Source organism: Mycobacterium sp. IDUB_24, assembly GCF_055419385.1.
In genome coordinates, this window is the sequence record NZ_JBVAXO010000003.1 from 461,977 (window position 1) to 479,944 (window position 17,968).

Below are 17,968 nucleotides of genomic sequence, written 5' to 3' on the forward strand. Positions count from 1 at the left end.
CAGGAGAACACAACAAGTATGTCCACCCCGCTCAAGCACGAGGTCCTGATCATCGGCGGCGGCACGGCCGGGATCACCGTGGCGGCCCGGTTGCTGCGCAAGCACCACACCGACGTCGCGATCATCGAACCGTCCGACAAGCACTACTACCAGCCCTTGTGGACACTGGTGGGCGGTGGGCAGGCGACCGCCGCCGAAACCGAGCGCGCCGAAGCGTCGGTGATGCCGCGCGGCGCGACCTGGATCAAGAGTGCGGTGACGTCGATCGACCCGGACGCCAACGCGGTGACGTGTGCCGATGGCACGACCTACTCCTACGACGTCCTGGTGGTCGCGCCGGGTATCCAGCTCGACTGGGAACGCACCGAGGGCCTGGCCGACACCCTCGGCAAGGACGGCGTCTCGTCGAACTATCTCTTCGATCTCGCCCCGCGCACATGGGAATTCATCCGCAACACCCAGTCCGGCACCGCAGTGTTCACCATGCCGTCCGGGCCGATCAAGTGCGCCGGCGCACCCCAGAAGATCGCCTACCTGGCCTGCGATCACTGGCGGCGCCAGGGTGTGCTCGACAACATCGACGTGCACCTGGTGGTCCCGACGCCACGGATCTTCGGCATCCCCGCGATCGCCGACAACCTGGACAAGGTCATCGCCGACTACGGCATCACGCTGCACACCGGAAGTGAAGTGCGGTCCATCGATTCGGCGGCCCGCAAGGTGACCATGACCAATCTCGCGGCCGGTACCGAGACCACGCTGCCCTACGACGTGCTGCACGTGGTCCCCCATCAGTCGGCACCCGACTGGATCAAGACCAGCCCGCTGTCCACGAGCCATGTCGGCGGGGACGCCAATGGTTATGTCGACATCGACAAGCACACGATGCAGCACGTGCGCTACCCGAACGTGTTCGCACTCGGCGACGCGGGATCGTCCCCCAACTCGAAAACCGGTGCGGCCATTCGCAAGCAGGCGCCCGCAGTCGTCGAGAACATCGGCGCGGTGCTGAGTGGGCGCCCGCTGTCCGGGTCCTACGACGGCTATGCGTCCTGCCCGATCGTCACCTCCTCACGCGAGATGCTGCTGGCCGAGTTCGACTACGACTTCACCCTCAAACCGTCCTTCCCCCTACTCGATCCGGTCGCGCCGCACCGGCCCTACTGGTTCCTCAAGAAGTACGGGCTGCCCGCCATGTACTGGAATCTGATGTTGAAAGGTCTGGCCTGATGTCCACCTCGTCGTTCATCGACGCCGCGGAACTGAACGTGCTCAAACAGGCCGGTGCCGGCCCGCGGCTCATCGACGTCCGTACCCCCGGCGAATTCGAAACCGCCCATATCCCGGGCGCTTACAACGTGCCGCTGGACCTGCTGCAGGAACATCGGGACGAGATCGCCCAACACCTCGACGAGGATGTCGTGTTGATCTGTCGCTCCGGTCAACGGGCGGGCACCGCCGGCCAGACCCTGCGCGACGCCGGCCTGCCGAACGTCTCGATCCTCGACGGCGGCATGACCGCCTGGCAGGAAAAGGGATTCGGCGTGCGTCGTGGCGCACAGCGCTGGGACCTGGAACGCCAAGTTCGGCTGGTCGCCGGGTCGATCGTGCTCAGCAGTGTCCTCGGCAGCATCGCGGCCCCCAAGCTGAAATGGGTCGCCGCGGCGATCGGCGCCGGATTGACGACAGCGGCGCTGACGAACACCTGCGCGATGGGCATGATGCTGGCGAAACTGCCCTACAACCGGGGCACATCCTGTGACACCGACAGCGTTGTCGCGCAGTTGATCGGCTCCAAACAGGCACATTCGGGCGCGTTGGCATGATCGCCCTGGCTGTCGCGCTGGCCGTGCTGGTCGGGGTGTCACTCGGACTCCTCGGCGGGGGTGGCTCGATCCTGACCGTTCCGCTGCTGGCCTACGTTGCCGGCATGGAGACCAAGCAGGCGATCGCCACCTCGCTTGTGGTGGTCGGGGTCACCAGCGCGGTCAGCACACTGTCACATGCCCGGGCGGGCCGGGTGCAATGGCGCAGCGGCCTGCTGTTCGGCGCGGCCGGTATGGCCGGGGCCTACCTGGGTGGGCTGCTGAGTTACGTCATCCCCGGGTCGGTACTGCTGATCGCCTTCACGGTGGTGATGATCGCCACGGGCATCGCAATGATCAGGGGCCGCAAGGCATGCGATCCGACGACGCGGACGATGCCGGTCGCCAAGGTCCTGCCGATGGGACTTGGGGTCGGGGTGGTGACCGGAGCAGTCGGAGCCGGGGGCGGATTCCTGGTGGTGCCCGCCCTGGCCCTGCTGGGCAGTCTGCCCATGCCCGTCGCGGTGGGAACCTCGCTGCTGGTGATCACGATGAACTCGGCCGCAGGTCTGGCCGGACATCTGAGCACCGTGCCGATCGACTGGAAGATCGCAGGCGCAGTCACCGCCGCAGCGGTACTGGGCAGTCTGCTGGGCACCCGCTTGACCGCGCACGTCGACCCCGGCGCGGTGCGCCGGGCCTTCGGCTGGTTCGTGTTGCTCATGGCGTCGCTGATCCTCGGCCAGGAAGTCCACCCGGCCATCGGGCTCACCGCGGCCGGCCTGACGGTACTTGCCGGCCTCGGCAACCTCAGCTGCGCCCGCCTCGGATGGTGTCCGCTGCGATGGCTTTTCGGCCCACCCGCCGCGGCAACATGACCACACGTACATACCCCCGCGGGTATGATCGAAACCAACCAACCCAACCCTCAAGGGGGACAACATGATCTGCGACGAAGAATCGATCGCTGCCATCCTCAACCGGCTGCGGCGCGCACAAGGACAGCTCTCGGGCGTCATCGCCATGATCGAGCAGGGCCGCGACTGCAAAGATGTCGTGACCCAGCTCGCCGCGGTGTCGCGCGCACTGGACCGCGCCGGATTCAAGATCGTCGCCACCAGTCTGCGCGAATGCCTGGCCGGCAACAGTGACGAAACCCTGGACGTCGCCGAGTTGGAGAAACTGTTCCTGACCCTGGCCTGACCGGACCGGCCTGACCGTCTCAGCTGACGGTCAGCGCCTCGTCCTCGTCATTGCTCTTCTCGGACTTCTTCGCGGATGAATCCTTGCCGCTCACCGGAATCTGCACTCCCCCGGCGATCTGAGGAACGCGGGTCGCCCGGACATAGACCGTGTCACCCTCGCGCAGTCCCAGCGCTTCGGCGTCACCGCGGGTGATCTGCGCGGTGAACGGGACATGTGTTGCGGCACCGGTCAGTTCGACCCGAACCTCGAAGCCCAGCATCACGATCCGGTCGATGGTCGCCCGCAGCACCCCGGTGGCCTCGGCCGTGCCATCGCCGGCAGCGACGGCCAGCTCGGGATTGCGTCCGACCCGAATATCATGCGGACGCACCAGAATTCCGTTGAGCTCGGAGACCGCACCCAGGAACGACATCACGAATGCGTTGGCGGGCTCGTCGTACACCTCGGTCGGCGAGCCGACCTGCTCGATGCGCCCCTTGTTCAGCACCGCGATCCGGTCCGCCACATCCAGCGCCTCGGCCTGATCGTGCGTCACCAGCACCGTGGTGACGTGTACCTCGTCGTGCAGGCGGCGCAGCCAGGTGCGCAGATCGTCACGCACTTTGGCATCCAACGCCCCGAACGGTTCGTCGAGCAGCAGCACCTGCGGGTCCACGGCCAGTGCCCGCGCCAGTGCCATCCGCTGGCGCTGACCGCCGGAGAGCTGGTTGGGATAGCGGGTCTGAAAACCGGCCAGCCCCACCACTTCCAGCAGGTTGTCGACCTTCTCCTTGACCTCGGCCTTGGGACGCTTACGGATCTTGAGGCCGAATGCCACGTTGTCGCGGACCGTCAGGTGTTTGAACGCGGCATAGTGCTGGAACACGAATCCGATGTCACGCCGCTGCGGCGGTATTCCGGTGACATCACGGCCGTTGATGGTGATGGTCCCGGTGTCGGGCTGATCCAGGCCCGCGATGGCGCGCAGCAGGGTGGACTTGCCCGAGCCGCTCGGGCCCAGCAGTGCGGTCAACGAACCGGACGGCACTTCGAAGTCGATGTTGTCGAGCGCCGCAAAATCGCCGTAGCGCTTGTTGGCGCCCCGAACCACGATCGCGTCGGTCATAGCTCTTGTCTCCTTCTCGGGCCTACTGCGCGGCCTTGGTTCGGCGTCGGTCGAGGATCACCTGGACGACCAGGACGATCACGGCCACCGCCATGAGCAAAGTCGAGATGGCGTACGCCCCGTACACCGAATCCGCGGTGCCGCGGTTGTAGCGGTCGGCCACCAGCAGGGTCAGTGTCTGGGAGGTGCCCGGCAGATTCGAGGACACCATGATCACCGCACCGAACTCCCCCAGAGTGCGCGCGATGGTCAGCACGATGCCGTAGGTCAGGCCCCACCGGATGGACGGCAGGGTGATGCGCCAGAAGGTCTGCCACCAGGTCGATCCCAGTGTCGCGGCAGCTTCCTCCTGGTCGGTGCCGATCTCGTGCAACACCGGTTCGACCTCCCGGATCACGAACGGGACGGTGACGAAGATGCTGGCCAGCACGATGCCCGGGAGCCCGAAGATGATCTTCAGCCCCAGATCGTTCTCGACGAAGCCCAACAATCCCGCCGAGCCCCACAGCAGGATCAGCGCGACACCCACCACCACCGGCGACACCGCGAACGGAAGGTCGATCACGGCCTGCAGGGCGCTCTTGCCCCGAAACCGATTGCGCGCCAGGACCAGCGCAGTGGGAACGCCGAACAGCACGTTCAGCGGCACCACGATGGCAACAACCAACAGCGACAGATTCAGGGCCGAGATCGCCGCCGGAGTACCCACCGATGCGAAGAACGCCCCGACACCGGGACCGAAGGTACGCCACAAGATCAGCCCGACCGGGACCACCACCAGCACCGCCACATAGGCCAGCGCCAGAAAGCGCAGCAGGTAGCGCACCCGCGGTGAGAGCGTCATGCCGAAAGCTCCTCACGCTTGGCTGCCCGCGAACCAACGGCACGCAGCACGAACAGCACCAGGAACGAGATCACCAGCAGCACAATGGAGATCGCCGCGGCACCGGTTCGGTCGTCGTTCTCGATCAGGGTCCGGATCCACTGTGAGGACACCTCGGTCTCTCCGGGAACCGCACCACCGATCAGCACCACCGAACCGAACTCGCCGATCGCCCGGGAGAACGCCAGCCCGGCGCCGGACAGCAGCGCGGGCAACAACGCCGGCAGGATCACCTTCACGAAGATGACCCGGTTGCTGGCCCCCAGCGAGGCGGCTGCCTCCTCCGTCTCCTGGTCGAGCTCGAGCAGCACCGGCTGCACCGAACGCACCACGAACGGCAGCGTGACGAACAGCAGTGCGATGCCGACACCCCATTTGGTGTGCTGCAGGTGCAGGCCGACCGGACTGGCCGGGCCGTACAGCGCCAGCATCACCAGGCTCGCCACGATCGTCGGCAAGGCAAACGGAAGGTCGATCACGGCGTCGACCAGTCGCTTACCCGGGAAGTCGTCGCGGGTCAGCACCCAGGCCACCACCAGGCCGAAGAAAAGATTCACCACCGTCACGCCGGCCGAGATGGTCAGCGTCACCCGGAACGATTCCAGCGCCGCGTTGGAGGTGATGGCCAGCCAGAAGGCGTCCCACCCGCCGCCCGCCGCCTGCCACAGGATCGCCGCCAACGGCAGCAGCACGATGACGCTCAGCCAGATCGAAGCCGCGCCCACGCGCAGCGAGGTACTCCCGTAGCGGCCGGGCCGCGCGCCGGGCGTGGGATCCCCCGGCGCGGGCACAACCGAATCGGTCTGGACTGCAGAGGTCATCCAGTCGCCTGCTTGTAGATCTTGGTGATGGAGCCGTTGTCTTTGTCGAACAACGCCGGGTCCACCTCTTTCCATCCGCCGAGATCAGCGATCGTCCAGAGCTTCTCCGGCGCCGGGAAATCCTTGGCGAAGTCCGCCGCCACCGCCGGATCGACCGGACGGAATCCGGCCTCGCCCCACAACTTCTGCCCCTCTGCGGTGAACAGGAAGTTCTGCAGTGCCTTCGCCTTGTCAGCGTGGGCGCTTGTCTTGACGACCGCCACCGGGTTCTCGATCTTGAAGGTCTGCGGCGGGTTCACGTGCTCGACGTCCTTGCCCTGCCGCTCGACGTTGATCGCCTCGTTCTCGTAGCTGATCAGGACGTCGCCGGTGCCCTGCAGGAACACATCGGTGGCTTCCCGGCCCGAACCCGGCCGGGTTTTGACGTGCTCGGTCACCAACTTGTTTACGAAGTCGAGACCGGCCGCAGAGTCCTTGCCGCCGTTGCTCTTTGCCGCATACGGGGCCAGCAGGTTCCACTTGGCCGAACCCGAACTCAGCGGGCTCGGGGTGACCACCTCGAGCCCGGGCTGCAGCAGGTCATCCCAGTCTTTGATGCCCTTGGGGTTACCCTTGCGCACCACCAATGACACCACAGAACCGAACGGGATGCCCTTCGTGTTGCCTGCGCTCCAATCGTCGGCCACCTTGTCGGCCTTGACCAACCGGGCCACATCGGGTTCGACCGAGAAGTTGACGATGTCGGCCGGCTTGCCGTCGGCCACGGCCCGGGACTGGTCGCCCGATGCGCCGTACGACGTCCGCACCGCAACGCCCTTGCCTTCCTCGCTGGCGGCGAACGCCGGGATGATCTTGCTCCAGCCCGGTTCGGGCACTGCATAGGCGACGAGCGTCAGCGTGGTGTCGGCATCCGCAGCGCCCTGATCACCGCCGGCGACATCGCTGGTGCCGCCGCCGCAACCGACGGCCAGCACGCCGGTGGTGGCCAGGACGGTGGCAGTACGCCAGAACCTACTGAGATGGGGCTTGTTAACGGACACGGAGGACCTTTCTTGAGGACAGCGGACATTACGAGGTCCGTCGTGCGGAAAGGCTGGGGAGGCGAGGGAGGCAAGAGAAGAGCATCCGGGCACAGAACCGCCACCGACACCAAACCGCGGACGGGTTGGAGTCAGCGACAACAGGCGACGTCAGCAACAGCGCATGAACCCACGGCAATGAGAGCCAGGACATGGCTCTCGATCTTGCCGGACGCTGAATGCATGGCGCGAAGAATAACAGAATTCCGATGTCGCGCCCGTCGAGCGATCAGGCGCGGAGTCAGCGGGTCAGCAGCCACATCACGATGACCAGGACAACCAGCAGAACCAAGATCAAGGTGACACGTGAGCGCGGCATACCGTTCATTCGGATTCCACCTCTGCCGCAGAGTCGTGGCGCAGCCGGTGCAACCCGGTGATTCCCCAGCCCAGCGCGCCGTCGAGCACCAATGCGCTGCCGTAGGCCAATGCCAGCACCACCGGCATCACCACCGCGGTCTGCACGACGAACGGGAGCCCGGTGAGCCACAGTTCGACGCCGTCCCACCAGTTCAGGATTGCCGCCATGGGGCAAGCCTAGGCGATCGCCGAAGGTGTCTGTGAGTTCATCCCGTCGCACCCGTAACGTCCGACACACGTGTCTTGGGTAGACGGCACCTGTATCCGCAGATGATGATGTCCGCATGGTTCTGCAACACACCGAGCCCACGGATGTCGTCGCGGCACTCGACAAGACTCCTGATACGCCGAAGGCACCCGAGTCGCCGCTGACGGCGACAGCCCCGGTTCCGTACTCGTCGGGCGCGTCGCTGCGGAACCCGTTCCCGCCGATCGCCGACTATGGCTTCCTGTCCGACTGCGAGAACACCTGCCTGATCTCCTCGGCCGGGTCGGTGGAGTGGCTGTGCGTCCCCCGGCCCGACTCCCCCAGCGTGTTCGGCGCGATCCTGGACCGCAACGCCGGCCACTTCCGGCTCGGTCCCTACGGCGTCACGGTTCCGTCGGCGCGGCGCTATCTGCCGGGCAGCCTGATCCTGGAGACCACCTGGCAGACCCACACCGGCTGGCTGATCGTGCGCGACGCATTGGTGATGGGTCCCTGGCATGACCTCGACACCCGGTCCCGCACCCACCGGCGCACCCCGATGGACTGGGACGCAGAGCACATCCTGCTGCGCACCGTGCGCTGTGTCAGCGGCACCGTGGAACTGGTGATGAACTGCGAGCCGGCCTTCGACTACCACCGGGTCAGCGCGTCGTGGGAGTACTCCGGCCCCGCCTATGGTGAGGCCATCGCCCGCGCCAGCCGCAACCCCGATTCGCACCCCACCCTGCGGCTCACCACCAACCTCCGGATCGGCATCGAGGGTCGTGAGGCGCGCGCCCGCACCCGCCTGACCGAGGGCGACAACGTGTTCGTCGCGCTCAGCTGGTCCAAGCACCCGGCCCCGCAGACCTACGAAGAGGCCGCCGAGAAGATGTGGAAGACCAGCGAGTCGTGGCGTCAGTGGATCAACATCGGCGACTTCCCGGATCACCCGTGGCGGTCGTACCTGCAACGCAGTGCGCTGACCCTCAAGGGCCTGACCTACTCGCCGACCGGTGCCCTGCTGGCCGCGCCCACCACATCACTGCCGGAAACTCCTCAGGGCGAACGTAACTGGGACTACCGCTACTCGTGGATTCGCGACTCCACGTTTGCACTGTGGGGCCTGTACACACTCGGGCTGGACCGGGAGGCTGACGACTTCTTCTCGTTCATCGCAGACGTCTCGGGTGCCAACAACGGGGAACGCCACCCGCTGCAGGTGATGTACGGCGTCGGCGGTGAACGCAGCCTCGTCGAAGAAGAACTGCACCACCTGTCGGGCTATGACAACGCCCGGCCGGTACGGATCGGCAACGGTGCCTACAACCAGATGCAGCACGACATCTGGGGCACGATGCTCGATTCGGTGTACCTGCACGCGAAGTCGCGCGAGCAGATTCCCGAGGCGCTGTGGCCGGTGCTGAAGAATCAGGTCGAGGAAGCCATCAAGCACTGGAAGGAACCCGACCGCGGGATCTGGGAGGTGCGCGGCGAACCGCAACACTTCACCTCCAGCAAGATCATGTGCTGGGTGGCGCTGGATCGTGGATCGAAACTGGCCGAACTGCAGGGCGAGAAGAGTTATGCGCAGCAGTGGCGCGCGACCGCCGAGGAGATCAAGGCCGATATCCTGGCCCGCGGCGTCGATTCCCGCGGTGTGCTGACCCAGCGCTACGGCGACGACGCGCTGGACGCATCGCTGCTACTGGCGGTGTTGACGCGGTTCCTGCCCTCAGACGACCCGCGGGTGCGGGCCACGGTGCTGGCGATCGCCGACGAGCTCACCGAGAACGGGCTGGTCCTGCGCTACCGGGTCGAGGAGACCGACGACGGCCTGTCCGGTGAAGAGGGCACCTTCACCATCTGTTCGTTCTGGCTGGTTTCCGCGCTCGTCGAGATCGGTGAGGTGAGCCGGGCCAAGCATCTGCTGGAACGGTTGCTCTCGTTCGCCAGCCCCCTGCACCTGTACGCCGAGGAGATCGAGCCGCGCACCGGCCGTCACCTGGGCAACTTCCCGCAGGCCTTCACCCACCTGGCCCTCATCAACGCCGTGGTGCACGTCATCCGCGCCGAGGAGGAGTCCGACAGTTCCGGGGTGTTCCAGCCCGCCAACGCGCCGATGTAGGGGTTGGCCACTGCGCGGACACAATCACCATGCGCCGATCTCTGTGATGGGCGGTGCCGGCGGAGCATCATCTGGTCATGAGCTACAACCGCCTCCGTGCAGATGACACCTCACGCATCAAGATCGACGTGGCGATCGGTGTTCTGGTCGCCCTGCGCGGTTGCGCGCCCGATCAGGCCTTCGCCGAACTGGTGCGGGTGGTCCAGCGCACCGGTATCGGAATCGGCAGCATCGCAAGGGCATTGGTCGACCTCGCCGGCGGCAGTTCCGGGACCTCGGCCGAGTACGCCGAGGCGTTCAACGCCTGGGGTGAGTTGCTCGCACAGGCCCGCCGCATTCCTGCCAACGCCACGCCGTAGCGGGCGTCGAGCACGCTACGCGTGAGTAACGCCGTGGCGATTCTCGGCGCGGATCTCCGCCACAGCGTTACCCACGTGAACACCAAAGAGTAAGTGCCGCATCGAGATTGCACTGAGGTATAGAAACTGCGCCGATGTTGTCGCTGGCATCAGTTTCGATGAGAACAGGGTCCGAGGACGCTCACTCGGCCTCGGCGATGCTCTTCATGGCCTTCCAGCCATACGTAACGGCACCGCCGGCGCGTAGTGCGGCCGCGACCATCACGGCCTCGGCAACGTCGGACTTGGACGCGCCGGCCTGGACAGCTCGTTTCGCATGATCGGCGATGCAGTAGGGGCACTGGGTGGTCACCGCGACCCCCACCGCGATGAGCTCGCGGGTAGCGAGGTCGAGGTTGCCGGAGTTCTTGCTGAAAACCGCCTTGTCGAAACCGAAGAAGGCCGAGACCATCTCGGGAGCCGACTCCCGCAGGTCGGTCATGAACTGCACGTCCTCGTCGTGCGAATGCATCGCTACACCTTTCTCATCCATCGAGCGCTTCCGAACTTGACGCTCGATACCCTACAGGGGTATCCATGATAATGCCCGACCATACCCCTGGGCGTATCGAATCACTTGTCGCACGCACGAGCCCGGCCCGGTATGACCAGCGGCGTGCAACATGCTGAAAAGGAATGGAAGCTCATGAGTGCTGAATCGAATGCAAACAGCGATGCAACCGCGTTTTCGCCAGGAGCGGCGCAGGCCATCAAAAATGTCGTGAGATTTCACGAATTGCAGCCCAGTTCGGCCCCCAGCTCAGGTGAGAACACCAAACCAATCTCGCTGTACAAATACACCGACAAGGCGCGGTCCGATTTCATGAAGGGGGCACCGGCGGCTGTCGCAAGTGGGGAGTTACGGCTGACGACGGGTGTGGGCGGTCCGGGCGAAGGCGCCCCACTCCACGATCACACCGCAGAGGAACTGATGTTCATTGCCAGCGGATCCTGGGTTGTCTTCTTCGATGAAGCAGAAGAGCAAAAGGTGTTCCTTGAGCCGATGGACGCCATCCTGGTCCCAGCGAATGTTGTGCGTGGATGGCGGAATGTCGGACAGGACACGGGCTGTTTTCTGAACATTTCCGGCATCCACGACGAAATGCTGCCTGCCTCTTCATCACCGACAGGTGCCACGTCGAGTAACTGACCGCCGGATCAGCGGGACCGGGCCAGCAGCCAGGCTTCGCCGTCGCCCTCCCCCGACGCGATCAGCTCCAACTCCGCGAACGCCGCAACCAGTTCGCCCGGTGCGACCCGGAACCGACCGGGCGCCGCACCAACCTCGCTGAGCGCACTGATCGCCAACAAACCACCTGGCGCCAGGCGCCCGATGAGTGCGCGGTCCAGTCTGCGGTCGCGAAAGCGGTGGCACAGAATGACGTCGACCAGTGGGCCGGGTGGCAACCCGCCATCGAGGTCGACGACATCGAAACGGCAGTCCTCGGTAACCGCGCATTGATCGGCGAGGGCCTTGGCTCGGCCGATCGCCACGGCAGAGACGTCGACACCCCGCACCTGTAGTCCGCGCTGAGCCAGCCACACCGCAGCCCGACCCGATCCGCACGCGACGTCGAGCGCCGAACCGGTCACCGGAAACCGGTCGGTGTGGCCGACGAAGGCCCGCGGCGGGGCCGGCACGTCATCCGCCTCCCGGTCGGTATACGCCGCGTCCCAGCGCACGCGGTCCTTCTCGCTCACGTCGGCCACCCTAAGGGAGGGAATAGCGGATGGGGGTTCGGGGTTAGCCCCTTCATGCGAGCCCTCGTCTACGACCCGCACGCTCCCGCAAATCTCCGGTTCGACGACGTGGCCGAACCTTCGGTCACCGCATCGCAGGCGCTGATCGACGTGCATGCGATCGCGCTGAACTTCGGCGAGGTGCATTTCATCGATCAGATGCGCCGCCCTGGTGAGGTGCCGGGGTGGGACAGCGCGGGCATCGTGGCCAGGGCCGCGGCGGACGGGACGGGCCCCGTCGTCGGCACGCGCGTGGTGGCCTTCAGCGGAGAAGCCGGTTGGGCCGAGCGACGCGCGGTGTCGACCGACAATCTGGCCGAGCTTCCCGAATTCGTCGAGTTCGAGGAAGCCGCCGCGCTTCCGGTAGCGGGCGTGACGGCGCTGCAGGCGCTACGCGCCCTCGGCCCGGTCGTGGGTCGCCGGGTCCTCATCACGGGTGCCTCCGGAGGTGTCGGGCGGTTCGCGGTGCAACTGGCCGCGCGGGCCGGCGCGCATGTGGTGGCCGCGGTCGGCAGCGCGCCGCGCGGTGAGGGCCTGGAGGAGTTGGGCGCAGCCGAAGTCGTCGTCGGGCTCGACGGAGTGACCGAGCCGGTGTTCGGCGTGCTCGACAATGTCGGGGGGAAACTCTTGGCGCAGGCCTTCAGCCTGGTGTCCGACGGCGGGTCGGTGCAGTCGATCGGGATGGCGTCCAACGAGCCGACCACCATCGACTTCGAGGCCGAGCGGCGCCGCGGAAACCGGAAACGGTTGGAGCCGTTCACCGTTCGGGCACCGTTCCAGGCCGACCTGGAATACCTGCTGAGGCTGGTGGCCGACGGCGAACTCGACCCCCAGATCGGCCTGCGCGACACGTGGGGCAATATCGCTGCGGCCGCGCAGGCCCTGCTCGACCGCAAGGTCGCGGGCAAGGCGGTGCTGCAGGTCGACTGACGACCCCTCAGTTGCCCTGGCCGCCGCGGCCCCGGCTCACCAGATCGGCCACCGGGTCCTTGCCGTTGACGAACCAGTCCCCCAGGATCCTCGCCTTGTAGACCACGGGATTGTGCGACGCCAAGGTACGGGCATTGCGCCAATGTCGGTCCAGGCCGAGCTCTTCGGACACACCAGAAGCCCCGAGCGCGTCGAATACCTTGGTGGTGGACCGCAGCGCCGCTCCGATGATTGTCAGTTGCGCGCGCGCCACCGCAACCTCGGCGTCGATCAACAGCTCCCGGGCATGGTCGTCACTGCCGGCCAGCCGGCCCGCGACGATCCGATCGAGGGCGCGCGCACTCAACCCCAGAGCCGCTTCGGCACCGAACGCCTCGGCCGAGATCTCCCCTATCACCTGCAACAGTTGAGCGTCGTCGGCCGGCACCGCGGCAAGTCCCTGCGGGTAGTTGCGGGTACGTTGCCGCAGCGCGGCCGTCCCATCACGGTGCACGGCCCGGGTGATTCCGGTCAGCACGGCCAGCATCGCGATCTGATAGAAGTGGGCCTGATAGGTGAACCGCTCGGCGGCGGGAAACACGTTGCCCGGCTCGGCGCGCGCGGCGTCGTAGTGCGCGGAGCCGCTCGCGGTCGTGCGCTGCCCGAACCCCCGCCAGTCGTCGGTCAGTGTCACGCCCGGGTCCTCGGCACGCACCAACGCCGTCCACAGTTCGCCGTCGTCACCGCGACCCAGTACATCCAGCCAGTCGGCGTAAAGGCTGCCTGTCGCATAGTATTTCGCACCCGAGACCAGCCAGTGGCCCTCCTGTGCGGTGACCGTGGTGGCCAGATTGGCCAGCGTGACGTTGTTCGCCTCAGTCCAGCCGCCTCCGACGAACTCGCCCGCCAGAAACCGCTTGATCCAGGTGTTGTTGTCCTCGGTGGCCGGGGCATTGAGCCGGTCCTCGACGAAAGCCAGGTGGTTGCGCCAGATGTGGGCGACGTTCGCGTCGGCCTCCCCCAGCTCGGCGACCAACAGGAAGGTCTGTTCCAACGAGGCACCGAAACCGCCTTGTTCCGCGGGGATCCGCAGGGTGCCGAACCCAGCGTCAGCGAGCCAGCGCACCTGTTCGTGAGGGAACACCCGATCGTGCTCGCGGGCCACATTGCCTTCCGCGATCCGCTCGAAGATCGGCCGGAACACCGACTGCAGCTCGGCGTCGTATCCGGACGGTCGCTTGAGATACGTACCTGTCCTGCTCATTCGATGCTCCCGTCGTTGTCGATGCGATATGCGTACTGGTCCCGAACCGCCAGGTACCCCAGTCGGTGGTAGAGCTCGTGCGCCCTGCTGGCGTTGTCGATATCGGTGCCCAGCGACGCGGCGGTGAACCCGCGTCTCAGCGCGGCCAGCCAGACCTTGCGCAGCAGCAGTTCCCCGGTCCCACGTGTTCTCAGGTCGCGGCGCACGCCGATGTAGTCGGTGTGCGCGCTGCGTTCCTCGTCGGCACCGATGCCCGTGGTGTGGGTGGATCCCAGTACATAACCGACCACCACATCGCTGTCGTCGATGGCGGCGACGCTGAAGTCCGGGTTGAATGCCCGGCTGCGCAGGTGATGCTCCCACCGCTGCGGGGTTTTCGACATGTTCCCGAAGTGCTCACTGAAGGTGTCGAACTGCAGTCGCCGGACCTGCTCGGCGAATCCGCGCGAGATCACCTCGGGCCAGGACACAATCGACAGGCCGTCGACGTGCGCAGCTGCCAGCGCGGCGCGATCCTCGGCGAGCAACGACTTACGGGTCGCGACGAACTGCCGCTCCTGACGCGCGCCGCGACGTACCAGCGCCTCGATCGCCGCCGGCTGATCGGCCCCGATGTACACCCGCAGATAGGCGCCGGGGGTAGTGAGCCGGTGGAACCGGTCGACAGTGTCGCCGACGACCGCGTCGACCGCCGCGCGCGCGACCGACGGGCCGAATACGAAGTGTCCCAACACCTCCGGCTCGACATTGTCGGGCTGGTGCAGCGCCGCGTACCCGAGCACCTCTGCCGACCCGCCGCGCAGAACCACTGCCGACCCGGGATACACGCCGTCGAACTGCTCGGCGACGTCACGCGAATCGGCGGCGAACAGGCGACCCGCCAGCCCTGGAGTGACGGCAAGGAAATCCGCGATCAGTGGATAGTCATGTGTGGTGGCCGGCTCCACCGTCCAGCCGGTGGCTGTCCGATGGTCGGTGAGGGTCATTTGCGTTCCTCGTCGGTCGGCGCCGTCTGCGCCTGCTCGAGTACCGCGCCGATGCCCTCGTCGGCCAGCCGCTGCTGCTCGCCCTCGGACAGGGTCTGGATGCTGCCGATCCGATTGGCCACCTCCGGGTTGGTCCGCTTCAGGTACCAGTACCAGGACAGACCGGCCAGCAGGATGGCCCCGAACACGAAAGGCAGGATGTTGAACGGGAACTCGGGCACCGGATAGAAGTTGCTGACAATCACGTATCCCAGGCCGATGGTGGCCGCGATCGAGACCGCGAGCCGTGCCGGGGTCAGGGCGCCGATCTTGCGCAGCCAGATCGGTGTCGCGATCACCACCAGCAGATAGCTCACCAGAAAGCCCCAGTTGGCCACGTAACCTCCGTAGACGTCGAACACCAGGCGGCCGGCGGAGCTGAAGGTGGCCACGATCGAAAACGCCAGGGCCAGGATCCCGACGAACACCACACCGGCCCACGGCGTCTTGTAGGTGGGGTGCACCTTGCTGAAGACCTGCGGCAACGCGCCCTCGTGGGCGAAGGTGAACAACGATCGTGCCGCGGCGGTGGTGACCGCGGTGACGAACACGATGAAGGCGATCGCCACGGTGCCGCTGACGATCTGGTTCACCCAGTCCACCCCGACACTGGTCGCCAGCTGCGGCAGCACCGCCTTGTCACCGTCGATCTCGCCGAAGTGCAGGATCTGCGGGTAGGTCGCGAAGATGTAGAGCGCACCGATCAGGAGGACCACGCGCAGAAGAGATCTGGCGATGTTACGGTGCGGGTCCTTGGCTTCGGCCCCGAGCGAGGCCACGCTCTCGAACCCGGCATAGGAGCCCACCGCCGTGACCGCGGCGATGAACGTCGCGCTGGATCCGAGGTGCGCTGGATTCCACTGCTCCCAGTCGATGCGGAAGCCGTAGCCGACGTAGGAAGCCACGATGATCAGCAGGATCGACGCGATGGCCAGCAGTTCAAAGGCCAGTTCGTATTTGGCGGCCAGCGAGACCCCGCGGTAGGGCAGGTACACCGCCACGCCGACCACCACGATCACCAGCAGCAGCCGGAACCACACTGCTTGTGATCCGAGGCCGATCGACTCCAGGAACGCATCGAGGTACAACACGCCGCCGAGGGTGCCGGTGGTGGCGAAACCGATGTAGCCGAACAGCAGGCTGAACCCGGCGGCGAACGCGAAGCCGGGCCCGAGCCCGTTTCCCGTGTAGGTGCCCAGCGATCCGGAGGACACCGTGCGTTTGGCCTGGAAGCTGATCGTGATGGCCACCAGCACCACGATGGACAGCCCGATCACCGCTGCCCACGCCGCGCCTTTACCTGCGGCGACGAACAACGAGAACGGCACCACGGCCAGGGCCACGCTGGGCGCCGCAGCGGCCAGGCCCTGGGCGAACACGCCCCACGCGCCGAGTGCCCCGGCTTCCAGGCCGGTCGATTCCGCGGCGATCAGCGTGCGGCCCCCGGCCCCCACCGTCGGGGGCGCCTTCGGGTCTTCTGTAGTGGTCACGGCAATGTCCCTTTCTGACCGCGACGCCACCCGTTCGCGAACCGGCACGGATGGTAAGTCGGTATGTGTTGTCACACTGCCGCAATCGTTTTCGCGGCGTCAGCTATGGAATCGACGGGATTCTATTGCGAGTGACGGGAATTCCCGCGAAATGCGTCGCGTCGGGTTCCGGTTACAACGGCTGGCGGCGCGGGATATCAAGCCCCAGATGGGCTCTCAAGGTCGTGCCGGCATATTCGTGGCGGAACAGTCCACGCTTGCGAAGCACCGGCACCACCTGCTCGACGAAAAGTTCGTGCTGGCCGGGTAACCCGGAATCGCGCAGCACGAACCCGTCGGCGGCGCCGGTGGTAAACCACTGTTCGAACTCATCGGCGATCTGCTCAGGAGTGCCTACCACCGATGCGCCCCAACCGTTCACCGTGCGGTAGAGAAACTCTCGCACCGTGGGATCTCCGTCGGTGGCCAGCAGCCGGTAACCGGCCAGCGCGGTCTGATGGGTCTCGGTGTGCGCCGGGAATGCCGATTCCGGAACCGGACCGTCCAGATCCGCACCGGTGACGTCGACATCGACTTCCAGCAGCCAGCCGGCCTGGTACTCGGGGCTGAAGTACTCGTACTCCAGCTGTTCCGCGCGGCGGGCCTCCGCTTCGGTGGAGCCGACGACGTACCGCAGCGACGGCGTGATCAGCGGCGGTCTGGCCCGGCCCAGCCGGCGCGACTCCTCGTGGATCTGGGTGTAGAACTCGCGCGCCCGCGCCCGGTTGCCGTGACTGGTGAAGATCACCTCGGCGTGCCGCGCGGCGAAACCCCGCCCGGTTTCCGAGGATCCGGCCTGGAAGATGACCGGCTGCCCTTGTGCCGACCGAGCCGAACCCAACGGGCCGGCCACGTCGAAGTAGCGCCCATGGTGATCCGTCGGTCGAATTCTGTTGATGTCGTTGAAGATTCCTGCAGCGCGGTCTTCGACGACGGTGTCCTCGCCCCAGCCGTCCCACAGCTTGCGCACCACGGCAAGCGCTTCCTCGGCGATGCGGTAGCGCTCGTCGTGGGCCACCACGCCGCGGGCGCTGAAATTGTCGGCCGCGGCCTGCGCGAAGCTGGTGACCAGATTCCAGCCGGCCCGGCCACCACTGAGGTGGTCGAGCGAAAGCAGCTGGCGGGCCAGATGATAGGGATGCGCCAGGGTGGCTGAGCCGGTGACCACCAACCCGATCCGGTCGGTGACCGAGGACAGCGCCGCCGTCGCGGTGAGGGGTTCGAAGTCCTCGGTTATCTTGTACGCCCAGGTCGCGGGCGGGCCGTAGTTCAGTCCGTCGGCGAAGAACAGGGCGTCGAAGGTGCCGGCCTCGGCGGTCTGTGCATAGCCGATCAGATGACGGCGGACCCCGGCGGGGCTGTTGTCGATGTCGGGATGCCGCCAGGGCCCGGCCGACCGGGTGTTGCCGAAAGCGAGCAGGTGCAGTTCTCTGGGCACTGCGCCGACGCTACGGTCGCGGTTGCCCCGAGCCGAGAGTTGCGCTCAGCGCGAAGCAATCCCGGCCAGGGCCTCAGCTCCCTCGGCGAGC

The 17,968-nt window shown here is 66.3% G+C and carries 20 protein-coding genes; 8 read left to right on the top strand and 12 right to left on the bottom strand.

The window, feature by feature from the left end:
* Nucleotides 1-18: 18 nt before the first annotated feature.
* From ACZYZF_RS14655 to ACZYZF_RS14670, 4 genes are all read left to right on the top strand, one after another.
* Entirely contained in the window at nt 19-1,230 is a 1,212-nt protein-coding gene (locus tag ACZYZF_RS14655) for an NAD(P)/FAD-dependent oxidoreductase (RefSeq protein WP_463836091.1), read from the top strand.
* Entirely contained in the window at nt 1,230-1,826 is a 597-nt protein-coding gene (locus ACZYZF_RS14660; RefSeq protein WP_463836092.1) for a rhodanese-like domain-containing protein, read from the top strand. Before ACZYZF_RS14655 ends, ACZYZF_RS14660 begins: the two co-directional genes overlap by 1 nt.
* Nucleotides 1,823-2,683 carry a sulfite exporter TauE/SafE family protein gene (locus ACZYZF_RS14665; protein WP_463747628.1) on the top strand — a complete coding sequence of 287 codons (861 nt, stop codon included), beginning with the start codon at nt 1,823-1,825 and terminating at the stop codon, nt 2,681-2,683. The genes ACZYZF_RS14660 and ACZYZF_RS14665 overlap by 4 nt, the downstream gene beginning before the upstream one ends.
* A 64-nt stretch (nt 2,684-2,747) precedes the next feature.
* Nucleotides 2,748-3,008 carry a metal-sensitive transcriptional regulator gene (locus tag ACZYZF_RS14670; protein WP_463747627.1) on the top strand — a complete coding sequence of 87 codons (261 nt, stop codon included), beginning with the start codon at nt 2,748-2,750 and terminating at the stop codon, nt 3,006-3,008.
* Between the two features lie 19 nt (nt 3,009-3,027).
* Here ACZYZF_RS14670 and ACZYZF_RS14675 read toward each other — a convergent pair whose 3' ends face one another.
* From ACZYZF_RS14675 to ACZYZF_RS14700, 6 genes are all read right to left on the bottom strand, one after another.
* The gene (locus tag ACZYZF_RS14675) at nt 3,028-4,116 is read right to left on the bottom strand and encodes a sulfate/molybdate ABC transporter ATP-binding protein (RefSeq protein WP_463747626.1); all 1,089 of its coding nucleotides are present in this window, start codon (nt 4,114-4,116) and stop codon (nt 3,028-3,030) included.
* A gap of 22 nt (nt 4,117-4,138) precedes the next feature.
* Nucleotides 4,139-4,960, bottom strand: a complete 822-nt coding sequence (cysW, locus tag ACZYZF_RS14680) for a sulfate ABC transporter permease subunit CysW (RefSeq protein WP_463747625.1) — start codon at nt 4,958-4,960, stop codon at nt 4,139-4,141.
* Nucleotides 4,957-5,820, bottom strand: a complete 864-nt coding sequence (gene cysT, locus ACZYZF_RS14685; RefSeq protein WP_463747624.1) for a sulfate ABC transporter permease subunit CysT — start codon at nt 5,818-5,820, stop codon at nt 4,957-4,959. The genes cysW and cysT overlap by 4 nt, the downstream gene beginning before the upstream one ends.
* A complete protein-coding gene (locus ACZYZF_RS14690) occupies nt 5,817-6,860 on the bottom strand; it encodes a sulfate ABC transporter substrate-binding protein (RefSeq protein WP_463836094.1) in 1,044 nt (347 codons plus the stop codon). The genes cysT and ACZYZF_RS14690 overlap by 4 nt, the downstream gene beginning before the upstream one ends.
* Before the next feature lie 131 nt (nt 6,861-6,991).
* On the bottom strand, nt 6,992-7,084 hold the full coding sequence (locus tag ACZYZF_RS14695) for an Ms4533A family Cys-rich leader peptide (RefSeq protein WP_463747623.1): 93 nt from the start codon (nt 7,082-7,084) through the stop codon (nt 6,992-6,994).
* 139 nt (nt 7,085-7,223) lie between these two features.
* Nucleotides 7,224-7,427 (bottom strand): hypothetical protein, encoded by a 204-nt coding sequence (locus tag ACZYZF_RS14700; RefSeq protein ID WP_463747622.1) that lies wholly within the window; start codon nt 7,425-7,427, stop codon nt 7,224-7,226.
* A gap of 116 nt (nt 7,428-7,543) precedes the next feature.
* Between ACZYZF_RS14700 and ACZYZF_RS14705 the strand changes: the two genes are divergently transcribed.
* Together ACZYZF_RS14705 and ACZYZF_RS14710 are read left to right on the top strand one after the other, a co-directional pair.
* Entirely contained in the window at nt 7,544-9,574 is a 2,031-nt protein-coding gene (locus ACZYZF_RS14705) for a glycoside hydrolase family 15 protein (protein ID WP_463747621.1), read from the top strand.
* A 77-nt stretch (nt 9,575-9,651) separates the two neighbouring features.
* Nucleotides 9,652-9,933, top strand: a complete 282-nt coding sequence (locus tag ACZYZF_RS14710) for an ANTAR domain-containing protein (protein WP_463747620.1) — start codon at nt 9,652-9,654, stop codon at nt 9,931-9,933.
* Nucleotides 9,934-10,114: 181 nt separating this feature from the next.
* Here ACZYZF_RS14710 and ACZYZF_RS14715 read toward each other — a convergent pair whose 3' ends face one another.
* Complete coding sequence (locus tag ACZYZF_RS14715; RefSeq protein WP_463836095.1) at nt 10,115-10,444, bottom strand: carboxymuconolactone decarboxylase family protein; 330 nt, start codon at nt 10,442-10,444, stop codon at nt 10,115-10,117.
* A 132-nt stretch (nt 10,445-10,576) separates the two neighbouring features.
* Here ACZYZF_RS14715 and ACZYZF_RS14720 point away from each other — a divergent pair, with 132 nt between their 5' ends.
* The gene (locus tag ACZYZF_RS14720) at nt 10,577-11,122 is read left to right on the top strand and encodes a cupin domain-containing protein (RefSeq protein ID WP_463836097.1); all 546 of its coding nucleotides are present in this window, start codon (nt 10,577-10,579) and stop codon (nt 11,120-11,122) included.
* A gap of 8 nt (nt 11,123-11,130) precedes the next feature.
* Here ACZYZF_RS14720 and ACZYZF_RS14725 read toward each other — a convergent pair whose 3' ends face one another.
* The gene (locus tag ACZYZF_RS14725) at nt 11,131-11,673 is read right to left on the bottom strand and encodes a class I SAM-dependent methyltransferase (RefSeq protein ID WP_463747619.1); all 543 of its coding nucleotides are present in this window, start codon (nt 11,671-11,673) and stop codon (nt 11,131-11,133) included.
* Between the two features lie 54 nt (nt 11,674-11,727).
* On the opposite strand from ACZYZF_RS14725, the gene ACZYZF_RS14730 reads away from it, so the two are divergent.
* The gene (locus tag ACZYZF_RS14730) at nt 11,728-12,642 is read left to right on the top strand and encodes a zinc-binding dehydrogenase (protein WP_463747618.1); all 915 of its coding nucleotides are present in this window, start codon (nt 11,728-11,730) and stop codon (nt 12,640-12,642) included.
* A 7-nt stretch (nt 12,643-12,649) separates the two neighbouring features.
* On the opposite strand, the gene ACZYZF_RS14735 is transcribed toward ACZYZF_RS14730, so the two are convergent.
* The 4 genes from ACZYZF_RS14735 to ACZYZF_RS14750 all read right to left on the bottom strand — a co-directional run bounded on the left by ACZYZF_RS14735 (nt 12,650) and on the right by ACZYZF_RS14750 (nt 17,877).
* The gene (locus tag ACZYZF_RS14735) at nt 12,650-13,885 is read right to left on the bottom strand and encodes an acyl-CoA dehydrogenase family protein (protein ID WP_463836099.1); all 1,236 of its coding nucleotides are present in this window, start codon (nt 13,883-13,885) and stop codon (nt 12,650-12,652) included.
* Complete coding sequence (locus tag ACZYZF_RS14740) at nt 13,882-14,871, bottom strand: GNAT family N-acetyltransferase (protein WP_463836101.1); 990 nt, start codon at nt 14,869-14,871, stop codon at nt 13,882-13,884. The genes ACZYZF_RS14735 and ACZYZF_RS14740 overlap by 4 nt, the downstream gene beginning before the upstream one ends.
* Nucleotides 14,868-16,400: an APC family permease gene (locus ACZYZF_RS14745; RefSeq protein WP_463836103.1), complete on the bottom strand. Its 1,533-nt coding sequence runs from the start codon at nt 16,398-16,400 to the stop codon at nt 14,868-14,870. The genes ACZYZF_RS14740 and ACZYZF_RS14745 overlap by 4 nt, the downstream gene beginning before the upstream one ends.
* 172 nt (nt 16,401-16,572) lie before the next feature.
* Nucleotides 16,573-17,877 (bottom strand): NtaA/DmoA family FMN-dependent monooxygenase, encoded by a 1,305-nt coding sequence (locus tag ACZYZF_RS14750; protein WP_463836104.1) that lies wholly within the window; start codon nt 17,875-17,877, stop codon nt 16,573-16,575.
* Nucleotides 17,878-17,968 lie beyond the last annotated feature (91 nt).

What these genes read in the sequence shown, in the direction of transcription:
- ACZYZF_RS14735 (WP_463836099.1), bottom strand. Translation starts at nt 13,885, where the DNA reads ATGAGCAGGACAGGTACGTATCTCAAGCGACCGTCCGGATACGACGCC.
- ACZYZF_RS14655 (WP_463836091.1), top strand. Translation starts at nt 19, where the DNA reads ATGTCCACCCCGCTCAAGCACGAGGTCCTGATCATCGGCGGCGGCACG.
- ACZYZF_RS14660 (WP_463836092.1), top strand. Translation starts at nt 1,230, where the DNA reads ATGTCCACCTCGTCGTTCATCGACGCCGCGGAACTGAACGTGCTCAAA.
- ACZYZF_RS14715 (WP_463836095.1), bottom strand. Translation starts at nt 10,444, where the DNA reads ATGCATTCGCACGACGAGGACGTGCAGTTCATGACCGACCTGCGGGAG.
- cysW (WP_463747625.1), bottom strand. Translation starts at nt 4,960, where the DNA reads ATGACGCTCTCACCGCGGGTGCGCTACCTGCTGCGCTTTCTGGCGCTG.
- ACZYZF_RS14720 (WP_463836097.1), top strand. Translation starts at nt 10,577, where the DNA reads ATGACCAGCGGCGTGCAACATGCTGAAAAGGAATGGAAGCTCATGAGT.
- ACZYZF_RS14705 (WP_463747621.1), top strand. Translation starts at nt 7,544, where the DNA reads ATGGTTCTGCAACACACCGAGCCCACGGATGTCGTCGCGGCACTCGAC.
- ACZYZF_RS14675 (WP_463747626.1), bottom strand. Translation starts at nt 4,116, where the DNA reads ATGACCGACGCGATCGTGGTTCGGGGCGCCAACAAGCGCTACGGCGAT.
- ACZYZF_RS14740 (WP_463836101.1), bottom strand. Translation starts at nt 14,871, where the DNA reads ATGACCCTCACCGACCATCGGACAGCCACCGGCTGGACGGTGGAGCCG.
- ACZYZF_RS14695 (WP_463747623.1), bottom strand. Translation starts at nt 7,084, where the DNA reads ATGCATTCAGCGTCCGGCAAGATCGAGAGCCATGTCCTGGCTCTCATT.
- ACZYZF_RS14700 (WP_463747622.1), bottom strand. Translation starts at nt 7,427, where the DNA reads ATGGCGGCAATCCTGAACTGGTGGGACGGCGTCGAACTGTGGCTCACC.
- cysT (WP_463747624.1), bottom strand. Translation starts at nt 5,820, where the DNA reads ATGACCTCTGCAGTCCAGACCGATTCGGTTGTGCCCGCGCCGGGGGAT.
- ACZYZF_RS14710 (WP_463747620.1), top strand. Translation starts at nt 9,652, where the DNA reads ATGAGCTACAACCGCCTCCGTGCAGATGACACCTCACGCATCAAGATC.
- ACZYZF_RS14730 (WP_463747618.1), top strand. Translation starts at nt 11,728, where the DNA reads ATGCGAGCCCTCGTCTACGACCCGCACGCTCCCGCAAATCTCCGGTTC.
- ACZYZF_RS14665 (WP_463747628.1), top strand. Translation starts at nt 1,823, where the DNA reads ATGATCGCCCTGGCTGTCGCGCTGGCCGTGCTGGTCGGGGTGTCACTC.
- ACZYZF_RS14670 (WP_463747627.1), top strand. Translation starts at nt 2,748, where the DNA reads ATGATCTGCGACGAAGAATCGATCGCTGCCATCCTCAACCGGCTGCGG.